This is a genomic window from Photobacterium kasasachensis (assembly GCF_050336885.1).
Taxonomy (GTDB): domain Bacteria; phylum Pseudomonadota; class Gammaproteobacteria; order Enterobacterales; family Vibrionaceae; genus Photobacterium; species Photobacterium kasasachensis.
The window spans coordinates 80,054-96,654 of record NZ_JAKJSH010000017.1; the positions used below are offsets into that span (position 1 = coordinate 80,054).

Below are 16,601 nucleotides of genomic sequence, written 5' to 3' on the forward strand. Positions count from 1 at the left end.
AATAGAGAGGAAAAGACAAAGAAAAAAGCTGAGCAGTGATACCCAGCTTTTCATCGCTTGTTAAACAGCAAAAGCGTTACTTCGTGATATACAAATCACGGGTGTATCGACTTTCCGAGGCATTCTTCAACGAATAACCACCAACCTCAGGTTGCTTGAGCACTGTCCGTGTGTAGTGATAAACAGGTATTGCCGGCATCTCCTGAGCAAAGACTTTTTCGGCCTGCTGATAATAGCTGTTACGTTCCTTATCAGAAGAGGCTGTCGATGCCTGCTGCATCGCTTTGTCAAAGGCCTCATTACTCCACTTCGAATAATTCATGCCGCTTGTTTCAAAGTAAGACAGGAATGTCGAGGCTTCATTGTAATCCCCCATCCAGGCATAACGAGCAACGGTAAAGTCTTTCTGGCTAAGCTTCTGCAAGAATGTCTTCCACTCCTGATTGGCCAGTTCTACCTCTACCCCCAAAGTCTTCTTCCACATAGAAGCCATTACTATTGCCAGCTTTTTATGTGACTCGTTAGTGTTATACGCTAACTCAAACTTAAGCGGGTTCGTCTTGTCATAGCCGGCTTCTGCCATTAACTGCTGAGCTTTAATAATTCGCTCTTTCTGGTTCATCTCACTCCATGCTAATTCAGGAGCATCAAAACCGGCGACCGAACCAGGCGTCACACCATAGGCAGGAGGCTGGCCCTGACCGAGAATAACTTGCGTGATCACATCACGATCAAGGGCATAGGCAAGCGCTTTACGTACTCGCGCATCATCAAACGGCGCTTGATCGATATTGAATAAGTAATAATAGGTGCCTAAGGAAGGTACCGTCAGCAGCTCATCCGGACGCTGTTTCTTGATGGTATTGTACAATTCCAACGGGAAGGCAGAGGTAATATCAATTTCGCCGGTGAGGTAACGGTTGTATTCTGATTTGAGATCCTGGATTGGCAGGTAAGTGACTTTATTAATGACCGTTTTAGTATCATTCCAGTAAGACGGGCTTCGCTCCAGAACAAGCTTTTCGTTAACCACCCAGTTCGAGAGCTTGTAAGCGCTACTGGTGACGATATTTTCAGGCTTGGTCCACCTGTCTCCATAGGCCTCAACTGCCTTACGGTTTACCGGAAACATCGACTCATGAACCAGCATTTTCGTGAAATGCGGCACCGGCTTATCGAGGGTAATTTGTAACGTTCTGTCATCAATGGCTTTGACACCTAGGCTCTCTACAGCCTTCTCGCCACTACTAATAGCGTCCGCATTGGCGATATGCGCGGTTGAATAATACCAGGCATACGGTGCAGCTGTTTTCGGATCGATAACTCGCTTAAAGCTGTACTCAAAGTCATGAGCCGTAATCGGCTCGCCGTTTGACCACTTAATATCGTCACGCAACTCAAACGTGAAGACTTTACGATCGTCTGAAGCCTGCCAACGGGTTGCCAGCGCAGGAACAATGTCGCCATTGAGATCCTGTGTCACCAAGCCTTCAAACATGTCCTGAATGACTCGGGAACTGGCGTTATCTGAAGAGTATGCAGGATCGAGTGTCGGTACCTCGTCACCGTTACCACGAACAATTTCTTGTACTTTTGCTAAGGTCACACCAGCAGGCACATCTGCCGCCATCGCCGGCGCTGCAACCGATAACGCCATCAAAGCTGCGAGCTTTGACAATCTACTTCCTTGCATATTATGCCCTCGTTTGTAGGCTTCTATTAGTTGCTACAAACATACATGCATAATTGGCAGTATAATACGCCAGTAGTCACAAAAAAGCCGGTGAATATCACCGGCTTAGAAATAACTTTAGTTGTCGTTCAATCGAATACCTTCTTTCTCGATAACGATCAGACCTTGCTTGTACAAGCCTCCGATCGTTTTCTTGAAAGTAGCCTTACTGGTACGGAATTCTTTGAAAATAGCGTCCGGTGAAGACTTGTCGCTTAACGGAACAAAACCGCCTTTGCGCTCTAGCGTCGTCAGGATCTTATCGGCCAAATCGTCAACCTTGCCTTTACCTGCTTTCTGCAGAGAAAGGTTAATTTTACCATCCGGACGGATTTCTTTGATGTAGGCCTTCAGTTTCTTGCCCGGGAACAGTTTACCGAATGCTTCAGTTTTGAAGATCAGGCCCCAGTGCGCTTCCTCAATCACGGCCTTGTAGCCAAGATCGGTCACTTCAGCAATCATCACCTGCACTTCCTGACCAACCTTGTAGTTTGCCGGCGTTTTGTCCAGGAAGCGGTTGAACTTTGTCGAACCCACAATGCGGCCGGATGCCTTGTCGGTATAAATACGGACCATGATGTCCTGACCGACTTCAAGGCGGCGACGCTGTTCGCTGAATGGTACCAGCAAATCTTTGTTCAGACCCCAGTCAACAAATGCACCAACGCCACAGATGCCAACAACACGCAACAATGCAAAATCACCCACCTGTGCCAATGGCTGTTCAGTCGTCGCGATAACGTCATCTTCCGAATCAAAATAAATGAAGACTTCCAGTTTATCTCCCAGTTCAGTGCCTGCCGGAACAGAGGATTTCGGCAACAAGATATTGCCAAAGTCTTCACCACCATCAAGGAAAACGCCAAAATCTACTCGCTTGACGACCTCTAACGTGTTGTATTGTCCTACTTTAATCATTTCTTCGACACTCTCTGGGTAAATAAAACTCGATTATCAAATCCGCATCTCTGGCCCACATGTTGCCAATACACGGTAATCGCTATCTTCATATTCTTTAGGCCGCGCATTATACGTGATGTTGGTTCATCACGCCTGACCTATCTTCACTAAATTGACTACTTTTCATCCTTTCAACGTGGTAATTCGTTATTAGCTCTGCTAATAAATTGTTAATTCATCTAAAATTAGTCTCATCGCTGATATCATTGTCAAACATGAGTGGTACTCAGCGACCAGTTAACCCAAACCACAAGATTATTTTCTCCTCGAGGTATTAAAACATAGTGATCACTGTTGAAAAGAAAGACGGGCATAAAGTTAAAATTTCCCATGTGATTCAAGAAACAACCAATCGACAGCTTGATCTCTACATTTTTGTGCCTGGCGAATTAGGCCTGAACTCCAATATTATTTCGGAAGATGAGTTCTACCATAATGCCATTCTCGGCAAACGTACCTATTACAGTGATGTGAACCACCTTCCTCTGGTACATAGCCGGCTTGCCAGCCGCGGCAAGCTCTCGACGGAACAATACCGCCTAAGTCTAAGTTTATATGCTTACCAGTATGCTTTGGCTCTTGAGCAAACTGCCCACCAGCTACTGGAAGAAAAACAGGAACGAACACTCGGCGAAGTCGAAGAGGTTGCCGAGCTTGCGGTGCGCATTCTGAAAAGGTTACGACGTAACGTACCTAGCGATAAAAAGTTGCTGAAATACTACGAGAACATTGATAACTACCTGTCGTGGTTTACCGAACAACGCTGCCTGTCGTTGATCTCCCACCTGCCTCGCACTAGCGACTACTCGGAGATTAAAGCAATGCTGATTGCAATTTGCGAGAAGGAAACCCAACACCGCATCGGCAATAATTACAATTCTAGCAAGGCAACCAAAGACCAAACCCGGATGTCCAATAAAATGCGCTTGTTAAGACGCCTGATTGAATATCCGGTAACGATGAAAGAGAAAACAATTGAGCTGGGTAAAAACACCAAAAAAGTTGTGACAGGGTTTGCTGCAGGCTTTGTGATGATCTTTGTCACCCTGATGTTGATCCAGGCTCGTGGTGTACTGGGCGACATTACAGCGTCGTTCATTCTTGTACTGGCCTTTATCTACGCTGCCCGCGAAGTATTTAAGGACGATCTCAAGGTCATGCTTTGGCGCTGGGTGCGAAAAGGAAAACCCAAATGGCGTAAGCAGTTTTTTGACGCTAACTCAAACCGGTTAATTGGACGTCAGCTCGAGTGGCTGGAATACATTAATTACAGCAAGATTGATGACGAAATAAAGAAAGTCAGAAAACACAAGGTATCGCAACGGGAAGAAACCATCCTGCATTACAAAAGTACTACCCGTATGTCGACCACCAAGTTTATGACAGGTTACGAACAAAGCCGTGAGTCGATTATTCTCGACCTCAGAGTGGTGACCAAACTGATGGAGCGAGGCTCACAAAAAATCTATCAGCTAAAAGACGGCCAGGTCTCGAAAGAATCCGTGGAAAAACGCCACCTGATCAACCTGATCACACGAGAAACGGATGAAGATAAAACCGTACGGATCCAGCGCTGGAAGATCATCATGAACCGCTCAAAAGTGGTTGATATTGAAGCAATCACCTAACTGTCCACTTATATCTCGCCGGACTATTCTTAAAATGATACAGGGCTAGTCGATGAGATCGCGATTAACGTTGGTCAGCTGATACAACGCCCTTGGTTGTTACCTGGGCCATTTCGAATAGCCCTACTTTTTGTCTCTTGTTACCGACGGGCAAGTTGCTAGTCTGTCAGTAATAAATCACAAGACTAGGCTGGCTCGATGCGAACTCTTACCGAACTTAAGTTCAACAATACCTACAGTGAACTACCTTCAGTTTTCGGCACCCAGGTCAACCCGCAACCGCTGGCTGACCCGTTTATTGTTAGTGTCAATCCGGGAATTTGCGACTTACTTGAACTTGATGTCAGCGAGGCAAGTACTGATTTCTTTGTTAACCTGTTTACCGGTAATGATGAACTCCCCGGCTTCTGCCCCATCGCCATGAAGTATACCGGACACCAGTTTGGTCAATACAACCCGGACCTCGGTGATGGACGGGGCCTTCTCATGGGGGAAGTAATGACCAGCCAGGGCAGCAAGTGGGATATCCACCTTAAAGGTTCGGGCACTACCCCCTACTCTCGACAAGGTGACGGACGGGCCGTATTGCGTTCAAGTATACGCGAGTACCTAGCCAGTGCCGCTATGCATGGACTTGGTATCAGAACAACTCATGCCCTTGCCATACTCAGCAGCGCAACTCCTGTCTATCGAGAGCATATCGAACGTGGCTCGACCTTGATCCGGGTAGCCGAGAGTCACCTGAGATTTGGCCACTTTGAATACCTGTTTTACACCAACCAACATGCCGAACTGAAACTTCTGGCCGATTATCTGATCAAGCACCACTTTCCAGATCTTCAGCAGGACGACATCAGCACGCCGAACCGTTATGCGGCGATGTTCGACCGAATTGTCAGCCTGACCGCCGAAATGATTGCTGACTGGCAGTCCGTTGGGTTTGCTCACGGAGTAATGAATACCGATAATATGTCGGTGCTGGGACTGACCTTTGATTACGGTCCATACGGATTTCTCGACGACTATAACCCGGGCTTTATTTGTAACCACTCTGATTATACCGGCAGATACGCCTTCAACCAGCAGCCCTCCATTGCACTATGGAACCTGTCGGCATTAGGTTATGCCTTATCACCGCTCATCGACAAAGCTCTGATTGATGAAGCACTGAATACCTATCAACCACAGCTCCAGCAATATTACAGTCAAAAAATGCGTAGCAAACTCGGGTTGGCGGAAAAGCTTGAGCAGGACTCTGCGTTGTACAGTGAAATGTTTAGCCTGTTGACCAGCCAGGCGGTCGATTACACCTTGTTTTTCAGAACGCTTTCAACGATCCCAAAAGATGCGTTGACCAGCAGCATCACGCAGTTTGAAGAGCTATTTACTTGTACAGCAGCCTTATCACAATGGTTGCAGCATTATGCAGAGCGCCTGGAGCTTGAGTCAGCAGGCGATCAGACCAGGCTCAATCAGATGCAAGCAGCGAACCCTAAATATATCTTGAGAAACTACTTGGCCCAGCAAGCCATTGAGCTTGCTGACAAAGGTGATTTCAGTATGGTTGACCAACTCTTGTTGGTGTTGGGTAACCCGTTTTCTGAACATCCTGAGTATGAGAACTTCGCAGCACTGCCGCCACAGTGGGGAAAAGAGCTTGAAGTGAGCTGCTCTTCATAACCAACCTAACAATACGAAAAAGCCGGCAGAGAAAATGCCGGCTTGATGTTACGTATTAATATCGACTTACTATCGACAATGACATGCCCCTACTGGCTGATCACCGATTTCACCTCATGCTCTAGCAGCCATTTTTGCAACTTCGGTGCCTTATGAATGTAATGGCTAACAACCTCACACACTTTACCGGCACTTTCTGCCGTTTTAAGGGCGTGTTTAACTAGCTGCAATACCGCTTCATTCTGATCATCATGTAAATAGTTCAAAGAGTCATGCTCTTGATCGAGTCCTAAGGCAAACTGGCCCAGCTGATCAATATCGATCACTAAACCATCAAAATACGGCAGGAATTTATCGCTCATCAAGGCATTGGCTGGCAGTTCACACATCAGGTGAACCTTTAGGCCATTTGCTCCGCGGCACAGACCCTGCTCTGCCAGCAAGTCAATCGCAGTTGCAGCCTCACTGCACGTTCGAACAAAAGGCACCACCAGCTCGATATTGGCCATCCCTTCCGAGTTTCTTGCTCGCTTAATCACTTCGCATTCGAGATTAAAACTTTTTCGGTGCGACAGATCAGCAAACCGGGAAACGCCACGCAGCCCAATTAAAGGGTTCACTTCCATTGCTTCCAGCTCACTGCCAGGCAGTGTTCGTCGATAATGGGAATCCGCGCCTGACAACCTAACTCGCAGTGGTTTGTTATCTGCTTTCTTGGCTGCCTCGACCAATATGTTCGTCAATGTTGTCACATACCATTCAGCCGGTGATTCATAATCACCTGCCGCTTCCAACACGACTTGCTGCAGTTGCTCAGTAAGCTTGGTTGTTTCTGCAACAGCATAGGGGTGAATACAAATCGCGCTATTAATAAGGCCATCCATCGACACTAAGCCAATGGTAGCAGTCGACTGCTCCAGCTGAGCGGGATCTAATAATAATTCGGTGAAAGAAAATCCAGACTGATTATTGTTTGTCATACGGCACCACTACTACAAAATTACGCCAAAGTCAGGAAGTTGTATCAAATACGCGCAGGCTCAAACAATACTGCCTGCAGTGAATGAATAACTAAAAAGCCAGCCCAGCCAAATTATGCAAGCTAATACTGGCCAATCAACATAACCACCACTAAGTGCCTGTTAACAATCTTCCTTGTGTCATGTTCGACATTACTTTTTCATTCTCTGCATGGCAAGTAGAAACACAAAAAACTGAAAAGATATTTACTAAAACTGCATAAGTTATATCAAACCACTTCTCACTCCTGTTACATCCCGGTTCAAGGGGTGAGACACATTATTTCGACCAATTCTTCTCAGCTTGGTAACGATCACACAGCATGACACCCTCTATGCTTACAAAAGCGCAGTCAAATGAGATAAAAACTTAAGTCATATCACAAGTTTGGTTTATTCCTGCTGTCTTTTGGGCTATCTTTACGCGTCGTTATTTTTTGAGTTACCGAGATAGGCAAACGTATTATGCCAATGAAAACAGATGAACTCCGCACGGTTAGCCTAGGGCTAATGCCAACTCCTGCAGAGGTTGAAGCCGCTTACCCGATTACAGATGAAATTGCAGAGCATGTCGCGAACTCTCGCCGCCAGGTCGAAGCGATTTTAACGGGACAAGATTCTAAGCTGCTGGTAATCGTTGGTCCTTGCTCGGTACATGATCCTGAAGCAGCTCTCGACTATGCACAGCGTCTAATGCGTATTCAAGACAAATACAAAGACGAACTGTGTATCGTAATGCGCACCTACTTTGAAAAGCCACGCACTGTGGTTGGATGGAAAGGGCTGGTTTCCGATCCGCATCTGGATGGTAGTCTGGATCTGGTAACAGGTTTACATACTGCCCGTAAACTGTTGGTCGATATCAACAAGCTCGGCATGCCAACAGCCACTGAGTTTCTGGATATGATCACCGGACAATACCTGGCAGATCTAATTTCGTGGGGTGCAATTGGAGCCCGTACTACCGAATCTCAGATTCACCGAGAAATGGCCTCTGCCCTTTCTTGTCCGGTCGGCTTTAAGAATGGTACCGACGGTAATATCAAAATTGCAGTTGATGCTATCCGTGCCACCCGAGAGCCTCACGTTTTCTGCTCGCCGGCCAAGAATGGCGAGATGACTATCTATCGCACATCGGGTAACCCATACGGCCACGTCATCCTTCGGGGCGGTAAAATGCCAAACTACCATCAAGAAGATATTAGTGCCTCGTGTGAAACACTGGCCTCCTTTGACCTGCCGACTCGGCTTGTTGTTGATTTCAGCCACGGCAACTGCCAGAAACAACACAAGCGCCAGCTTGATGTTGCTGCCGATATTTGTGAGCAGATAAAGTCTGGCAGCAACTTCATCGCCGGCATCATGGCCGAAAGCTTTATCGAAGAAGGTACGCAGGCAGTCGATATCAAGCATCTTGATAAACTGACATACGGTCAATCAATTACAGACCCATGCATAAACTGGACGGATACCGTCACCATGCTTGATATGCTGGCAGACGCTATCAAAGCGCGCAACTAAGCTATAACTTAACAAGTACAGTGACCGGATATATCGGCGAATCCGTCACTGATGACTAAATTTTGATATACTCGCCGGTGAATATGACAATTACGGATTAGGATTGAGCAAATGCCATCTTTTGATATTATTTCTGAAGTCGATTTAGTTGAAGTACGAAATGCAGTAGACAACTCGTCACGTGAACTCGATACCCGTTTTGACTTCCGAGGTGTCGAAGCTAGCTTCGAGCTGGATAAAGAAGTTGTAAAAGTCACGTCTGAGTCTGACTTTCAAATCACTCAGCTCGTTTCAATTCTCCGTAGCAACCTTGCCAAGCGCTATGTTGATGCACAGTCAATGGAGCAGAAAGAAACAGTTCGTTCGGGCAAATTTTTCACCTGTAGTGTTGCTTTCAAACAAGGTATTGAAACTGCCGTTGCGAAAAAACTGGTTAAACTCATCAAGGATTCAAAGCTGAAAGTACAAGCTTCAATCCAGGGTGACAAAGTCCGCGTCACAGCCAAGAAGCGTGATGATCTTCAGGCAACGATGGCACTTGTTCGCGGTGCTGAACTCGACCAGCCTTTCCAGTTTGATAACTTCCGCGACTAAACCAACAGCTAAGTTTACGACCTCATGAAGGAAGGCAATAAGCCTTCCTTTTTTTATGGTTATTACCTGGCTGGCCCTTGACTGGTCAATCATTAATCATCCTCTCTTTGCAGGTGCTGATATATCGAACAATAACGATGAACCAATATTCCATATTTCTTGGCTATGGCATATAGTAGCGCCATACTTATAAGAAATGATTTTCTAGCGTTGTAGATATAGCACCATCTAGGGGGAATACGTGATAGAGTCGGTTTTTTCTGACAAGCGCTACACCAAAGAAGCACAAGCCGCAGCATCAGAAATTAGTCGCCAGGTAAATAGCCGACACGCTAAGTGGATGGTGAGCTTACAATATTTGGTCAACCAAGATGATGTTGATCATGTATTAAGCCGCGAGAGCGAATTTTGTGAGACCATTATTCTCTACGAAAAAGAACGTGTTACAGATAACCAACGTCTTTTGCTTAACTGTGAAACCGATAAAGTTCTAGAGCGCCGAGCTGAAAATATCGTCAAACAGCAGCGCCACCAAAAGATCCTCGAACTGGTTCAGAAAACAGCGGAAAATGTCATGGAATCCCGCTTTGAAAAAATGGAAATTGAACGACTGCTGAACCTTCACTCTGGCTTTGCCGATTTTGCCTCGTTTGCATATACACCCACACTTAACTTTCAAAAACTTGGCTCACTTGCGATTCTCTACAATTCCCTGGGCACGAACATTCTTGAACTTGTGAATAACACACAGTTCTGTAAGCAAATGGGGAAGACGCCGAGAAAAATATCCGATCCCAAGACAGCCATCGGCTTTATCGGAGTTGATAACTGCCGGATGCTCTACCCTGTTCTGATGACAAAGCCACTCCTTAAGTGGGCAGACAGCAATACAAAGCTTATCGCCCCGAAAATGTGGCAGCATGCGATCACAATGGCCAACGTGACTCGTATGCGTTTAAGTGACGCCGGTTATAAAGAGCCTGACGAAGGGGTATTGCTGGGAATGTTACGCGGCATCAGCCAATTCGCCATATGTAACCACTATACAAGCTGCTATGATGACGCTTTGGAGCTGGTCATGACAAGGTTCCGAGAAAATGAGCAACGTGAGGAGTATTTTGCCTGCGCCGATGTTAGCTACTCCATGGGATTTCTGCCTGCTGTACTTGAAAAGTGGGAAAAAAGACTTACTCAGCGTATTGTTGACTATATCGATTGGGGCCCTAGAAACTTGCATTTGAAAAATGCCCTACTTGAAGATATCAATGATGTCTCTATCTATGACCGTAGCCTGCATGGAGTCGCACTTGGTCAGGCAAGATCCTATGCTATCTACGATATGATGAAAAAGAGTAACGCATTTCTAACCGATCAAGCCCCATATTGGTTTGCACATATGCAAATGGACGGAAAGATCCTAAAAAGTATTGGTGCTCGTAATCCAGGGAAATTTATTCTTTCGGTTAAAGATAATTAATTTTCCACACTGAATTTTTCTTATTATACACCGTTCCTCCTCTGCTTGAGACGGTATCGGTGTATTTGTTATATTCGCAACACCAATAATTAATGACTCAAGAATACAGCAACTACTAATTTAATTATTCTAACTTGTAACAACTCTTCACCATCGCTCACGCTATTTCATAACTACTCTTTTTAGGTATTGATACAAATGCATATTCTTTACCCAAACAAACAACCACAAGATTAAAAAAATAGTTGTACCACAAATAATCCCCTATACTCCTTTCGTCGTCTAGGGTTCCAAAGTATTTATAAGGTTTTATTAATTTAGCGATATAGCAGACACTGATATCATTCAGCTTAATTTCTTTGTTCATTCGAACTAATTTGAATCGCTCTCTTTAAATACCCCAATAAAGGGTAAAGAGAACTAACTGCGCTCTGCCTATATTCCTTCGCGTTTCGCGAAGCATGGAAGATATACGACTTGAACCCTTTGAAGGCTATAGACATTATACCTAAAAGGAGATGTCCATTATGGACACTGTGAAAAACAATACTGCTAATCATTCTGCAAGAAAATCAGCCAAAATGGGCTGGAGTAAAAACGATACTGTTTGGGCTCTGGGGCTTTATGGTACGGCTGTGGGTGCAGGTACATTATTTCTACCCATTAACGCCGGTGTTGGTGGCCTGATCCCTCTTGTCGTTATGGCAATCTTAGCTCTGCCAATGACTTTCTTTGCTCACCGAGGCATGACTCGCTTTGTACTTTCCAGCTCTAATCCCGGTGCAGATATCACCGAGGTTGTTGAGGAGCACTTTGGTACAGGGATGGGTAAGGTCATTACTCTGCTGTATTTCTTTGCCATCTACCCAATATTGCTGGTTTATAGTGTTGCACTCACCAATACGGTAGAAAGCTTTATGGAACACCAATTAAATGTCGCTCCTCCCTCTCGTGCCGTTTTAGCATTAGCTCTCATTGTTGGCCTGATGGCTATCGTGCGTCTTGGTGAGCAGCTAATTATCAAAGCAATGAGTGTATTAGTCTTTCCTTTCGTTGCTGTACTGCTGATGCTGGCTTTATACCTAGTTCCCCACTGGAACGGTGCAATTTTCGATCAGGTAATACCGGCTGAAGGCGGTGCTTATACAATTTTCATGGCAGTATGGTTAATCCTTCCTGTTATGGTTTTCTCATTTAACCATTCACCGGTTATTTCCTCATTCGCCGTAGCCAAACAAAAAGAGTATGGAAAAAATGCCGAAAAGCAGTGTTCGCGTATTCTTATTCGTAGCCATGTAATGATGGTTGCCACTGTTATGTTTTTCGTTTTCAGCTGCGTGCTAAGCCTTTCTCCGGCAAACCTGGCAGAGGCCAAAGCGCAAAATGTTTCAATTCTCACCTACCTTGCAAACTATTTTGACACGCCGGTAATTGCCTACGTAGCTCCAATCGTTGCCATTATTGCAATTACCAAGTCTTTTCTTGGTCATTACCTGGGAGCCAGTGAGGGCTTTAACGGTCTAGTCATCAAAGTCGCTCGTAGCCAAGGCAAAAAGATTAAACCCAAAGCGCTTGATACATTTACAGCGTTGTTCATGCTAGTAACAACCTGGGCTGTTGCAACTATCAATCCAAGCATTCTGGGTATGATCGAAAGCCTTGGTGGCCCAATCATCGCTATGCTGCTCTTTATTATGCCGATGTACGCCATCAAGAAAGTGCCTAGCATGCGACAATACTCCGGTGCATTGAGCAACGTTTTCGTAATGATAATTGGCCTAATTTCAATCTCTGCCATTTTCTATTCGCTGGCGCAGTAACGCTTGTTTCAATCTGATATTTGGCCATCAATTGATGGCCTCTTTTATACCCAAACTACTCAGAATCAAGCAGCTAGCTTCTTCATCCTTCATTTTTCTGCTAGGCTGGTTTTATATTCAATGAGAAGTATTTGAGAAATGGATCTAGATAAGTACACCGAATACGATAATCCTTTGATCTGGCCGATTATATCGCTGTTGCAAGTAAAACCTACCGGTTGGATGATCCATACGCTGGCTGATGCGCTCAGGCAACAAAACCTTCTCGAAACACTCGACGACGATCCCGAAAAAGACCTTTTTAAACGTAATTTCCTCCTGATGAATGCCTTGTATCAACTTCAGGAGATGTTATTGCCAAAACAATGGCTTCAGGCTCAGGCGATGGACATTCGTCTATCCCACAACATGGCATCAGACCATAATCAAATCGACATCAATGATCCGTTAAGGGATTACTATCTTGACTGGCGAAACTACAACACAGATGCCGAAGCCGTTAAGGCCTTGCTATCTTCGTTCTGGCGACGCTATCAGAGCCACATCGGCTCTTCGCAGGGCGCTTCATCGGCACCGCTATCCAGTGCCAATCATCAGGATCTCGCGTTGCTTGAACTCCCTGCAGATGCGACGGCTGGTCAAATACGCCGTCAATGGCGCAAGCTCGCTCTGCGCTGGCACCCTGACAGACCTAATGGTGATGCAGAACAATTCCGTAAAGTTTGTGAAGCATGGCAAAGACTAGGTTCTAGGTTCTAGGTATAGCGCCTCAAAGTCATTCAGTTTTTTCAAACAAGCTGTTCACCTTTACCCTCTGTTAACCATCAGGCCACCCTCCTACACTAGCAACATTCCCCATTGAATGGGTTTGTATTCGGAGGACATATGGCTATCAGACGTATTAAGCAAATCATTGATTCTCACCCATCGTCCGATGGCGATGGCGTAAAAATTCAACGAGCACATGGTTTTAACAACAGCCAGTTCTCACCATTTCTGATGATAGACGAGCTAAAATCAGAAAGCCCCGAAGATTATATTGGCGGTTTTCCTCCTCATCCGCACAGAGGCATCGAGACCCTTACCTATATGCTGCAAGGTCACTTTCAACATAAAGATCATATGGGAAACACCGGTGAACTGCGTGATGGCGGCGCGCAATGGATGTCAGCCGGACGAGGGGTCATTCACAGTGAAATGCCCATGATGACCGATGGCAACCTGCATGGTTTTCAAATATGGATAAACCTACCAGCAACCAAGAAAATGCAGCCGGCACAGTATCATGATTTCCAGCCCGAGGTGATCACGGAAAAATCACTCTCTGAAAATAGCCTGGTCCGTGTTATCTCCGGCGATTTGACCATCAAGGGTGAGACATTAACCGGCCCTTTACAAAAAACCGGCGTTCCGACAACGGTTGCCGATTGGCGAGCAGCCAGCGGCGAATCATTCAACAGTTGCCTGAACCCGGATTTTCAAGCCATGCTGTATGTTTACAAAGGGGCTATTGAGATCGCCGGCGTCACAGCCCGGGCAGGTCAGCTGGCTATTCTCGAAAGCGGTGAAGGTCTGTCGATCAAAGCAACAGAGGATACTGGCATCTTGCTTCTTTCTGGGTTGCCCATCGATGAGCCCGTTGTTCACTATGGTCCTTTTGTGATGAACAGCATGGAAGAGATTGAGCAGGCGATATCTGATTATCAGCAAGGTAAGCTGGTTGGTTAAAGCCGGAAAGCGAATTTATTTGAAGATTAGCTCATTGGATCAATGAGCCACAGGCAAAAAAAAGTGTAAGGAAAGCGATCGCCGTGCTCTTCCCTACACTTTCTTTTATTTGCGCTTGGGCAAGATTAGTAAAGCGATTCTTCGCCTTCCGGGCGAGTCTTAAAGCGGCGGTGAAGCCACATATACTGTTCCGGCGCTTCCATAATTGAGCGCTCGATGGCCTTGTTTACATAAACAGCGGCAGCATCAGGATCATTGTGAGGAAACTCTTCCAGAGGTGGGAAGACCTTAAGTGTATAACGCCCCGTATCCGTATTGCGGACCATCGCGAATGGCACAACGGCACAATCTGAAGCATCCACCAGCAAACTCGTACCTGTTGTGGTGCAAGCCTTTTCAACCGCAAATAGCGGGGCAAAAGTCGAACGGCGTCGACCATAATCATGATCGGGTGCATACCAAACGCGCTCACCTCTTCGCAATGCACGCAGCATTCCTTTGACATCCCGGCGATCAACCATGTATTTGTTCGAGCGAATACGGCCGTTAAACTGGAAATAATCAAAACAAGGATTCGTATTTGGTCGATAGACACCTACGCCCGGAGTCTTCAAACCAAATGCCCGAGCACCGAGTTCAAGATTCAGCGAGTGCACCGCGATCAATAGAACACCCTTTCCCTGCTCTTCAAGTTGATGAAGATACTCCAAACCTTCGTACGTCACGTGGCGCTCAACACGCAAATCAGGCCAGAACCAAGCCATGCCCGTCTCAAACATGGCCAAACCTGTATTGTCGATGTTCTTTTGCGTCAACGTCTCGCGTTCGTCAGCTGACATATCCGGAAAGCAAAGTTCAAGATTACGTTCAATCGTCTTGCGGCGCTTTTTCATTATTACCATTGCAAGGCGCCCAAGCCCCTGGCCGAGGCGGAACTGGATAAAATACGGCAACCAGCTGATTAGATACATCACACCAATCATGGTCAACGTTAGCCAATAGCGTGGATGAAGAAACGCTTTTTTAAACGTAGGCGCTGTTAAATTACTCATATCAGAAAAACATTCCCATGGTTATTATTTTGGCTTCATCATGGTCAATAAAAGCAAGGGAGTACCCCTATCGAACATCGTATTTTATTAATTAGTAACCAATCATGCAAGACTGTAACAAGACTTCTAGCTATCCATACAGGCTATATTAAGAAAACTATTCTTAAATCCAATAGTTAGCTCTGTAAACTTACAACATTACAGAGAACAAATAGCAACGAGTAATACCCAAGAGGAATGAATGACATGCTTGACGAGGAAAGAAAAGCCCACATTCAGTGGGCTTTTTGAAAGATGGACGCGTTAGGCCTACTTAGGCAATAAATCTCTCACTGGGACGATGATTTAGCATATAAGCAAGTCTCTCCTTCCGGGCGAGTCTTAAAGCGACGGTGAAGCCACATATATTGCTCGGGAGCTTCCATGATGGAACGCTCAACGGCTTTGTTGATGTACTCTGCCGCAGCCTGTTCATCTTTATGAGGAAAGGCTTCCAAAGGCTCATGAATTTTCAGGGTGTATTGGCCGGATTCTGTATTTCTGACAATTGTAAACGGCACTACAGCGCATTCAGATGCATCAGCCAATAAACTTGTTCCCGTTGTCGTACACGCTTTTTCAACGGCAAAAAGCGGAGCAAAGGTTGAACGACGACGACCATAGTCATGATCCGGGGCATACCATACGACTTTACCGGTACGCAATGCATGGATCATCCCTTTTACATCTCTGCGATCTATCAAGGTGCGGTTTGAGCGAGAACGGCCTTGATACTGGAAATAATCAAAACAGGGATTGCTATTCGGTCGGTAAACCCCCGTCCCCGCTTTAGTTATCCCAAACGCACGTGCCCCCAATTCCAGGTTCATTGAGTGAACCGCCATCATCAACATCCCCTTCCCTTCGCTTTCTAGCTTGTATATATGCTCCATGCCTTCAAGGGTTACGTGGCGGCGAACACGCAGATCAGGCCAAAACCAGGCCATTCCGGTTTCAAACAGTGCCAGCCCGGCATTCTTGATATTCATTTCAACAAGATGATTACGTTCCTGTTCTGGCATGTCAGGAAAACAAAGCGAAAGGTTCTTCTCAATGGTCTGGCGACGTTTCGGCAAAACCCGCATAACTGCCTGCCCAATCCATTGCCCTAGGCGAAACTGGATAAAATATGGCAGCCAGCTAAGCAGGTACATGATCAATACCATCACTAATGTTGGCCAATAGCGAGGCAGGAGAAACTTATAACTAAAAGTTGGTGCTTCAGATTTGCTCATAGCGTTTATTGTTCGCAGTGCTAATTGTTGTTATGTACACACTGTAAAAACAATGGATACCCATGCTATAAAAAGCAAAGCATTTTATTACCTCTGCTTTATAAGTAATAGAGATA

The 16,601-nt window shown here is 45.7% G+C and carries 13 protein-coding genes; 8 read left to right on the forward strand and 5 right to left on the reverse strand.

Going from position 1 to position 16,601, the window contains the following annotated elements; genetic code table 11:
* Positions 1–76: 76 nt before the first annotated feature.
* Positions 77–1,693 carry a peptide ABC transporter substrate-binding protein gene (locus L4D19_RS21940; protein WP_428454250.1) on the reverse strand — a complete coding sequence of 539 codons (1,617 nt, stop codon included), beginning with the start codon at positions 1,691–1,693 and terminating at the stop codon, positions 77–79.
* Between the two features lie 117 nt (positions 1,694–1,810).
* Positions 1,811–2,650: a CvfB family protein gene (locus L4D19_RS21945; RefSeq protein WP_160654704.1), complete on the reverse strand. Its 840-nt coding sequence runs from the start codon at positions 2,648–2,650 to the stop codon at positions 1,811–1,813.
* Positions 2,651–2,976: 326 nt separating this feature from the next.
* On the opposite strand from L4D19_RS21945, the gene L4D19_RS21950 reads away from it, so the two are divergent.
* Complete coding sequence (locus L4D19_RS21950; RefSeq protein ID WP_428454251.1) at positions 2,977–4,320, forward strand: hypothetical protein; 1,344 nt, start codon at positions 2,977–2,979, stop codon at positions 4,318–4,320.
* A 198-nt stretch (positions 4,321–4,518) separates the two neighbouring features.
* Positions 4,519–6,000 (forward strand): protein adenylyltransferase SelO, encoded by a 1,482-nt coding sequence (locus tag L4D19_RS21955; RefSeq protein WP_428454252.1) that lies wholly within the window; start codon positions 4,519–4,521, stop codon positions 5,998–6,000.
* Positions 6,001–6,089: 89 nt separating this feature from the next.
* Here the strand turns inward: L4D19_RS21955 and L4D19_RS21960 are convergent, their stop codons facing one another.
* A complete protein-coding gene (locus L4D19_RS21960; RefSeq protein WP_428454253.1) occupies positions 6,090–6,980 on the reverse strand; it encodes a putative PEP-binding protein in 891 nt (296 codons plus the stop codon).
* Between the two features lie 504 nt (positions 6,981–7,484).
* On the opposite strand from L4D19_RS21960, the gene L4D19_RS21965 reads away from it, so the two are divergent.
* The 6 genes from L4D19_RS21965 to L4D19_RS21990 all read left to right on the forward strand — a co-directional run bounded on the left by L4D19_RS21965 (position 7,485) and on the right by L4D19_RS21990 (position 14,159).
* A complete protein-coding gene (locus L4D19_RS21965) occupies positions 7,485–8,540 on the forward strand; it encodes a 3-deoxy-7-phosphoheptulonate synthase (RefSeq protein ID WP_428454254.1) in 1,056 nt (351 codons plus the stop codon).
* 111 nt (positions 8,541–8,651) lie between these two features.
* Positions 8,652–9,134 (forward strand): YajQ family cyclic di-GMP-binding protein, encoded by a 483-nt coding sequence (locus L4D19_RS21970; RefSeq protein ID WP_428454255.1) that lies wholly within the window; start codon positions 8,652–8,654, stop codon positions 9,132–9,134.
* Between the two features lie 241 nt (positions 9,135–9,375).
* Positions 9,376–10,611 carry an HDOD domain-containing protein gene (locus L4D19_RS21975; protein WP_428454256.1) on the forward strand — a complete coding sequence of 412 codons (1,236 nt, stop codon included), beginning with the start codon at positions 9,376–9,378 and terminating at the stop codon, positions 10,609–10,611.
* 527 nt (positions 10,612–11,138) lie between these two features.
* A complete protein-coding gene (locus tag L4D19_RS21980; RefSeq protein WP_428454257.1) occupies positions 11,139–12,431 on the forward strand; it encodes an HAAAP family serine/threonine permease in 1,293 nt (430 codons plus the stop codon).
* A gap of 138 nt (positions 12,432–12,569) precedes the next feature.
* Positions 12,570–13,190 carry a DNA-J related domain-containing protein gene (locus L4D19_RS21985; protein ID WP_428454258.1) on the forward strand — a complete coding sequence of 207 codons (621 nt, stop codon included), beginning with the start codon at positions 12,570–12,572 and terminating at the stop codon, positions 13,188–13,190.
* A gap of 126 nt (positions 13,191–13,316) precedes the next feature.
* Entirely contained in the window at positions 13,317–14,159 is an 843-nt protein-coding gene (locus tag L4D19_RS21990) for a pirin family protein (RefSeq protein ID WP_428454259.1), read from the forward strand.
* Between the two features lie 125 nt (positions 14,160–14,284).
* Here the strand turns inward: L4D19_RS21990 and lpxL (L4D19_RS21995) are convergent, their stop codons facing one another.
* Positions 14,285–15,211, reverse strand: coding sequence for an LpxL/LpxP family Kdo(2)-lipid IV(A) lauroyl/palmitoleoyl acyltransferase (gene lpxL, locus L4D19_RS21995; RefSeq protein ID WP_428454260.1), 927 nt, complete (start codon positions 15,209–15,211; stop codon positions 14,285–14,287).
* Between the two features lie 329 nt (positions 15,212–15,540).
* The gene (gene lpxL, locus L4D19_RS22000; RefSeq protein WP_428454261.1) at positions 15,541–16,485 is read right to left on the reverse strand and encodes an LpxL/LpxP family Kdo(2)-lipid IV(A) lauroyl/palmitoleoyl acyltransferase; all 945 of its coding nucleotides are present in this window, start codon (positions 16,483–16,485) and stop codon (positions 15,541–15,543) included.
* Between the last annotated feature and the right edge of the window lie 116 nt (positions 16,486–16,601).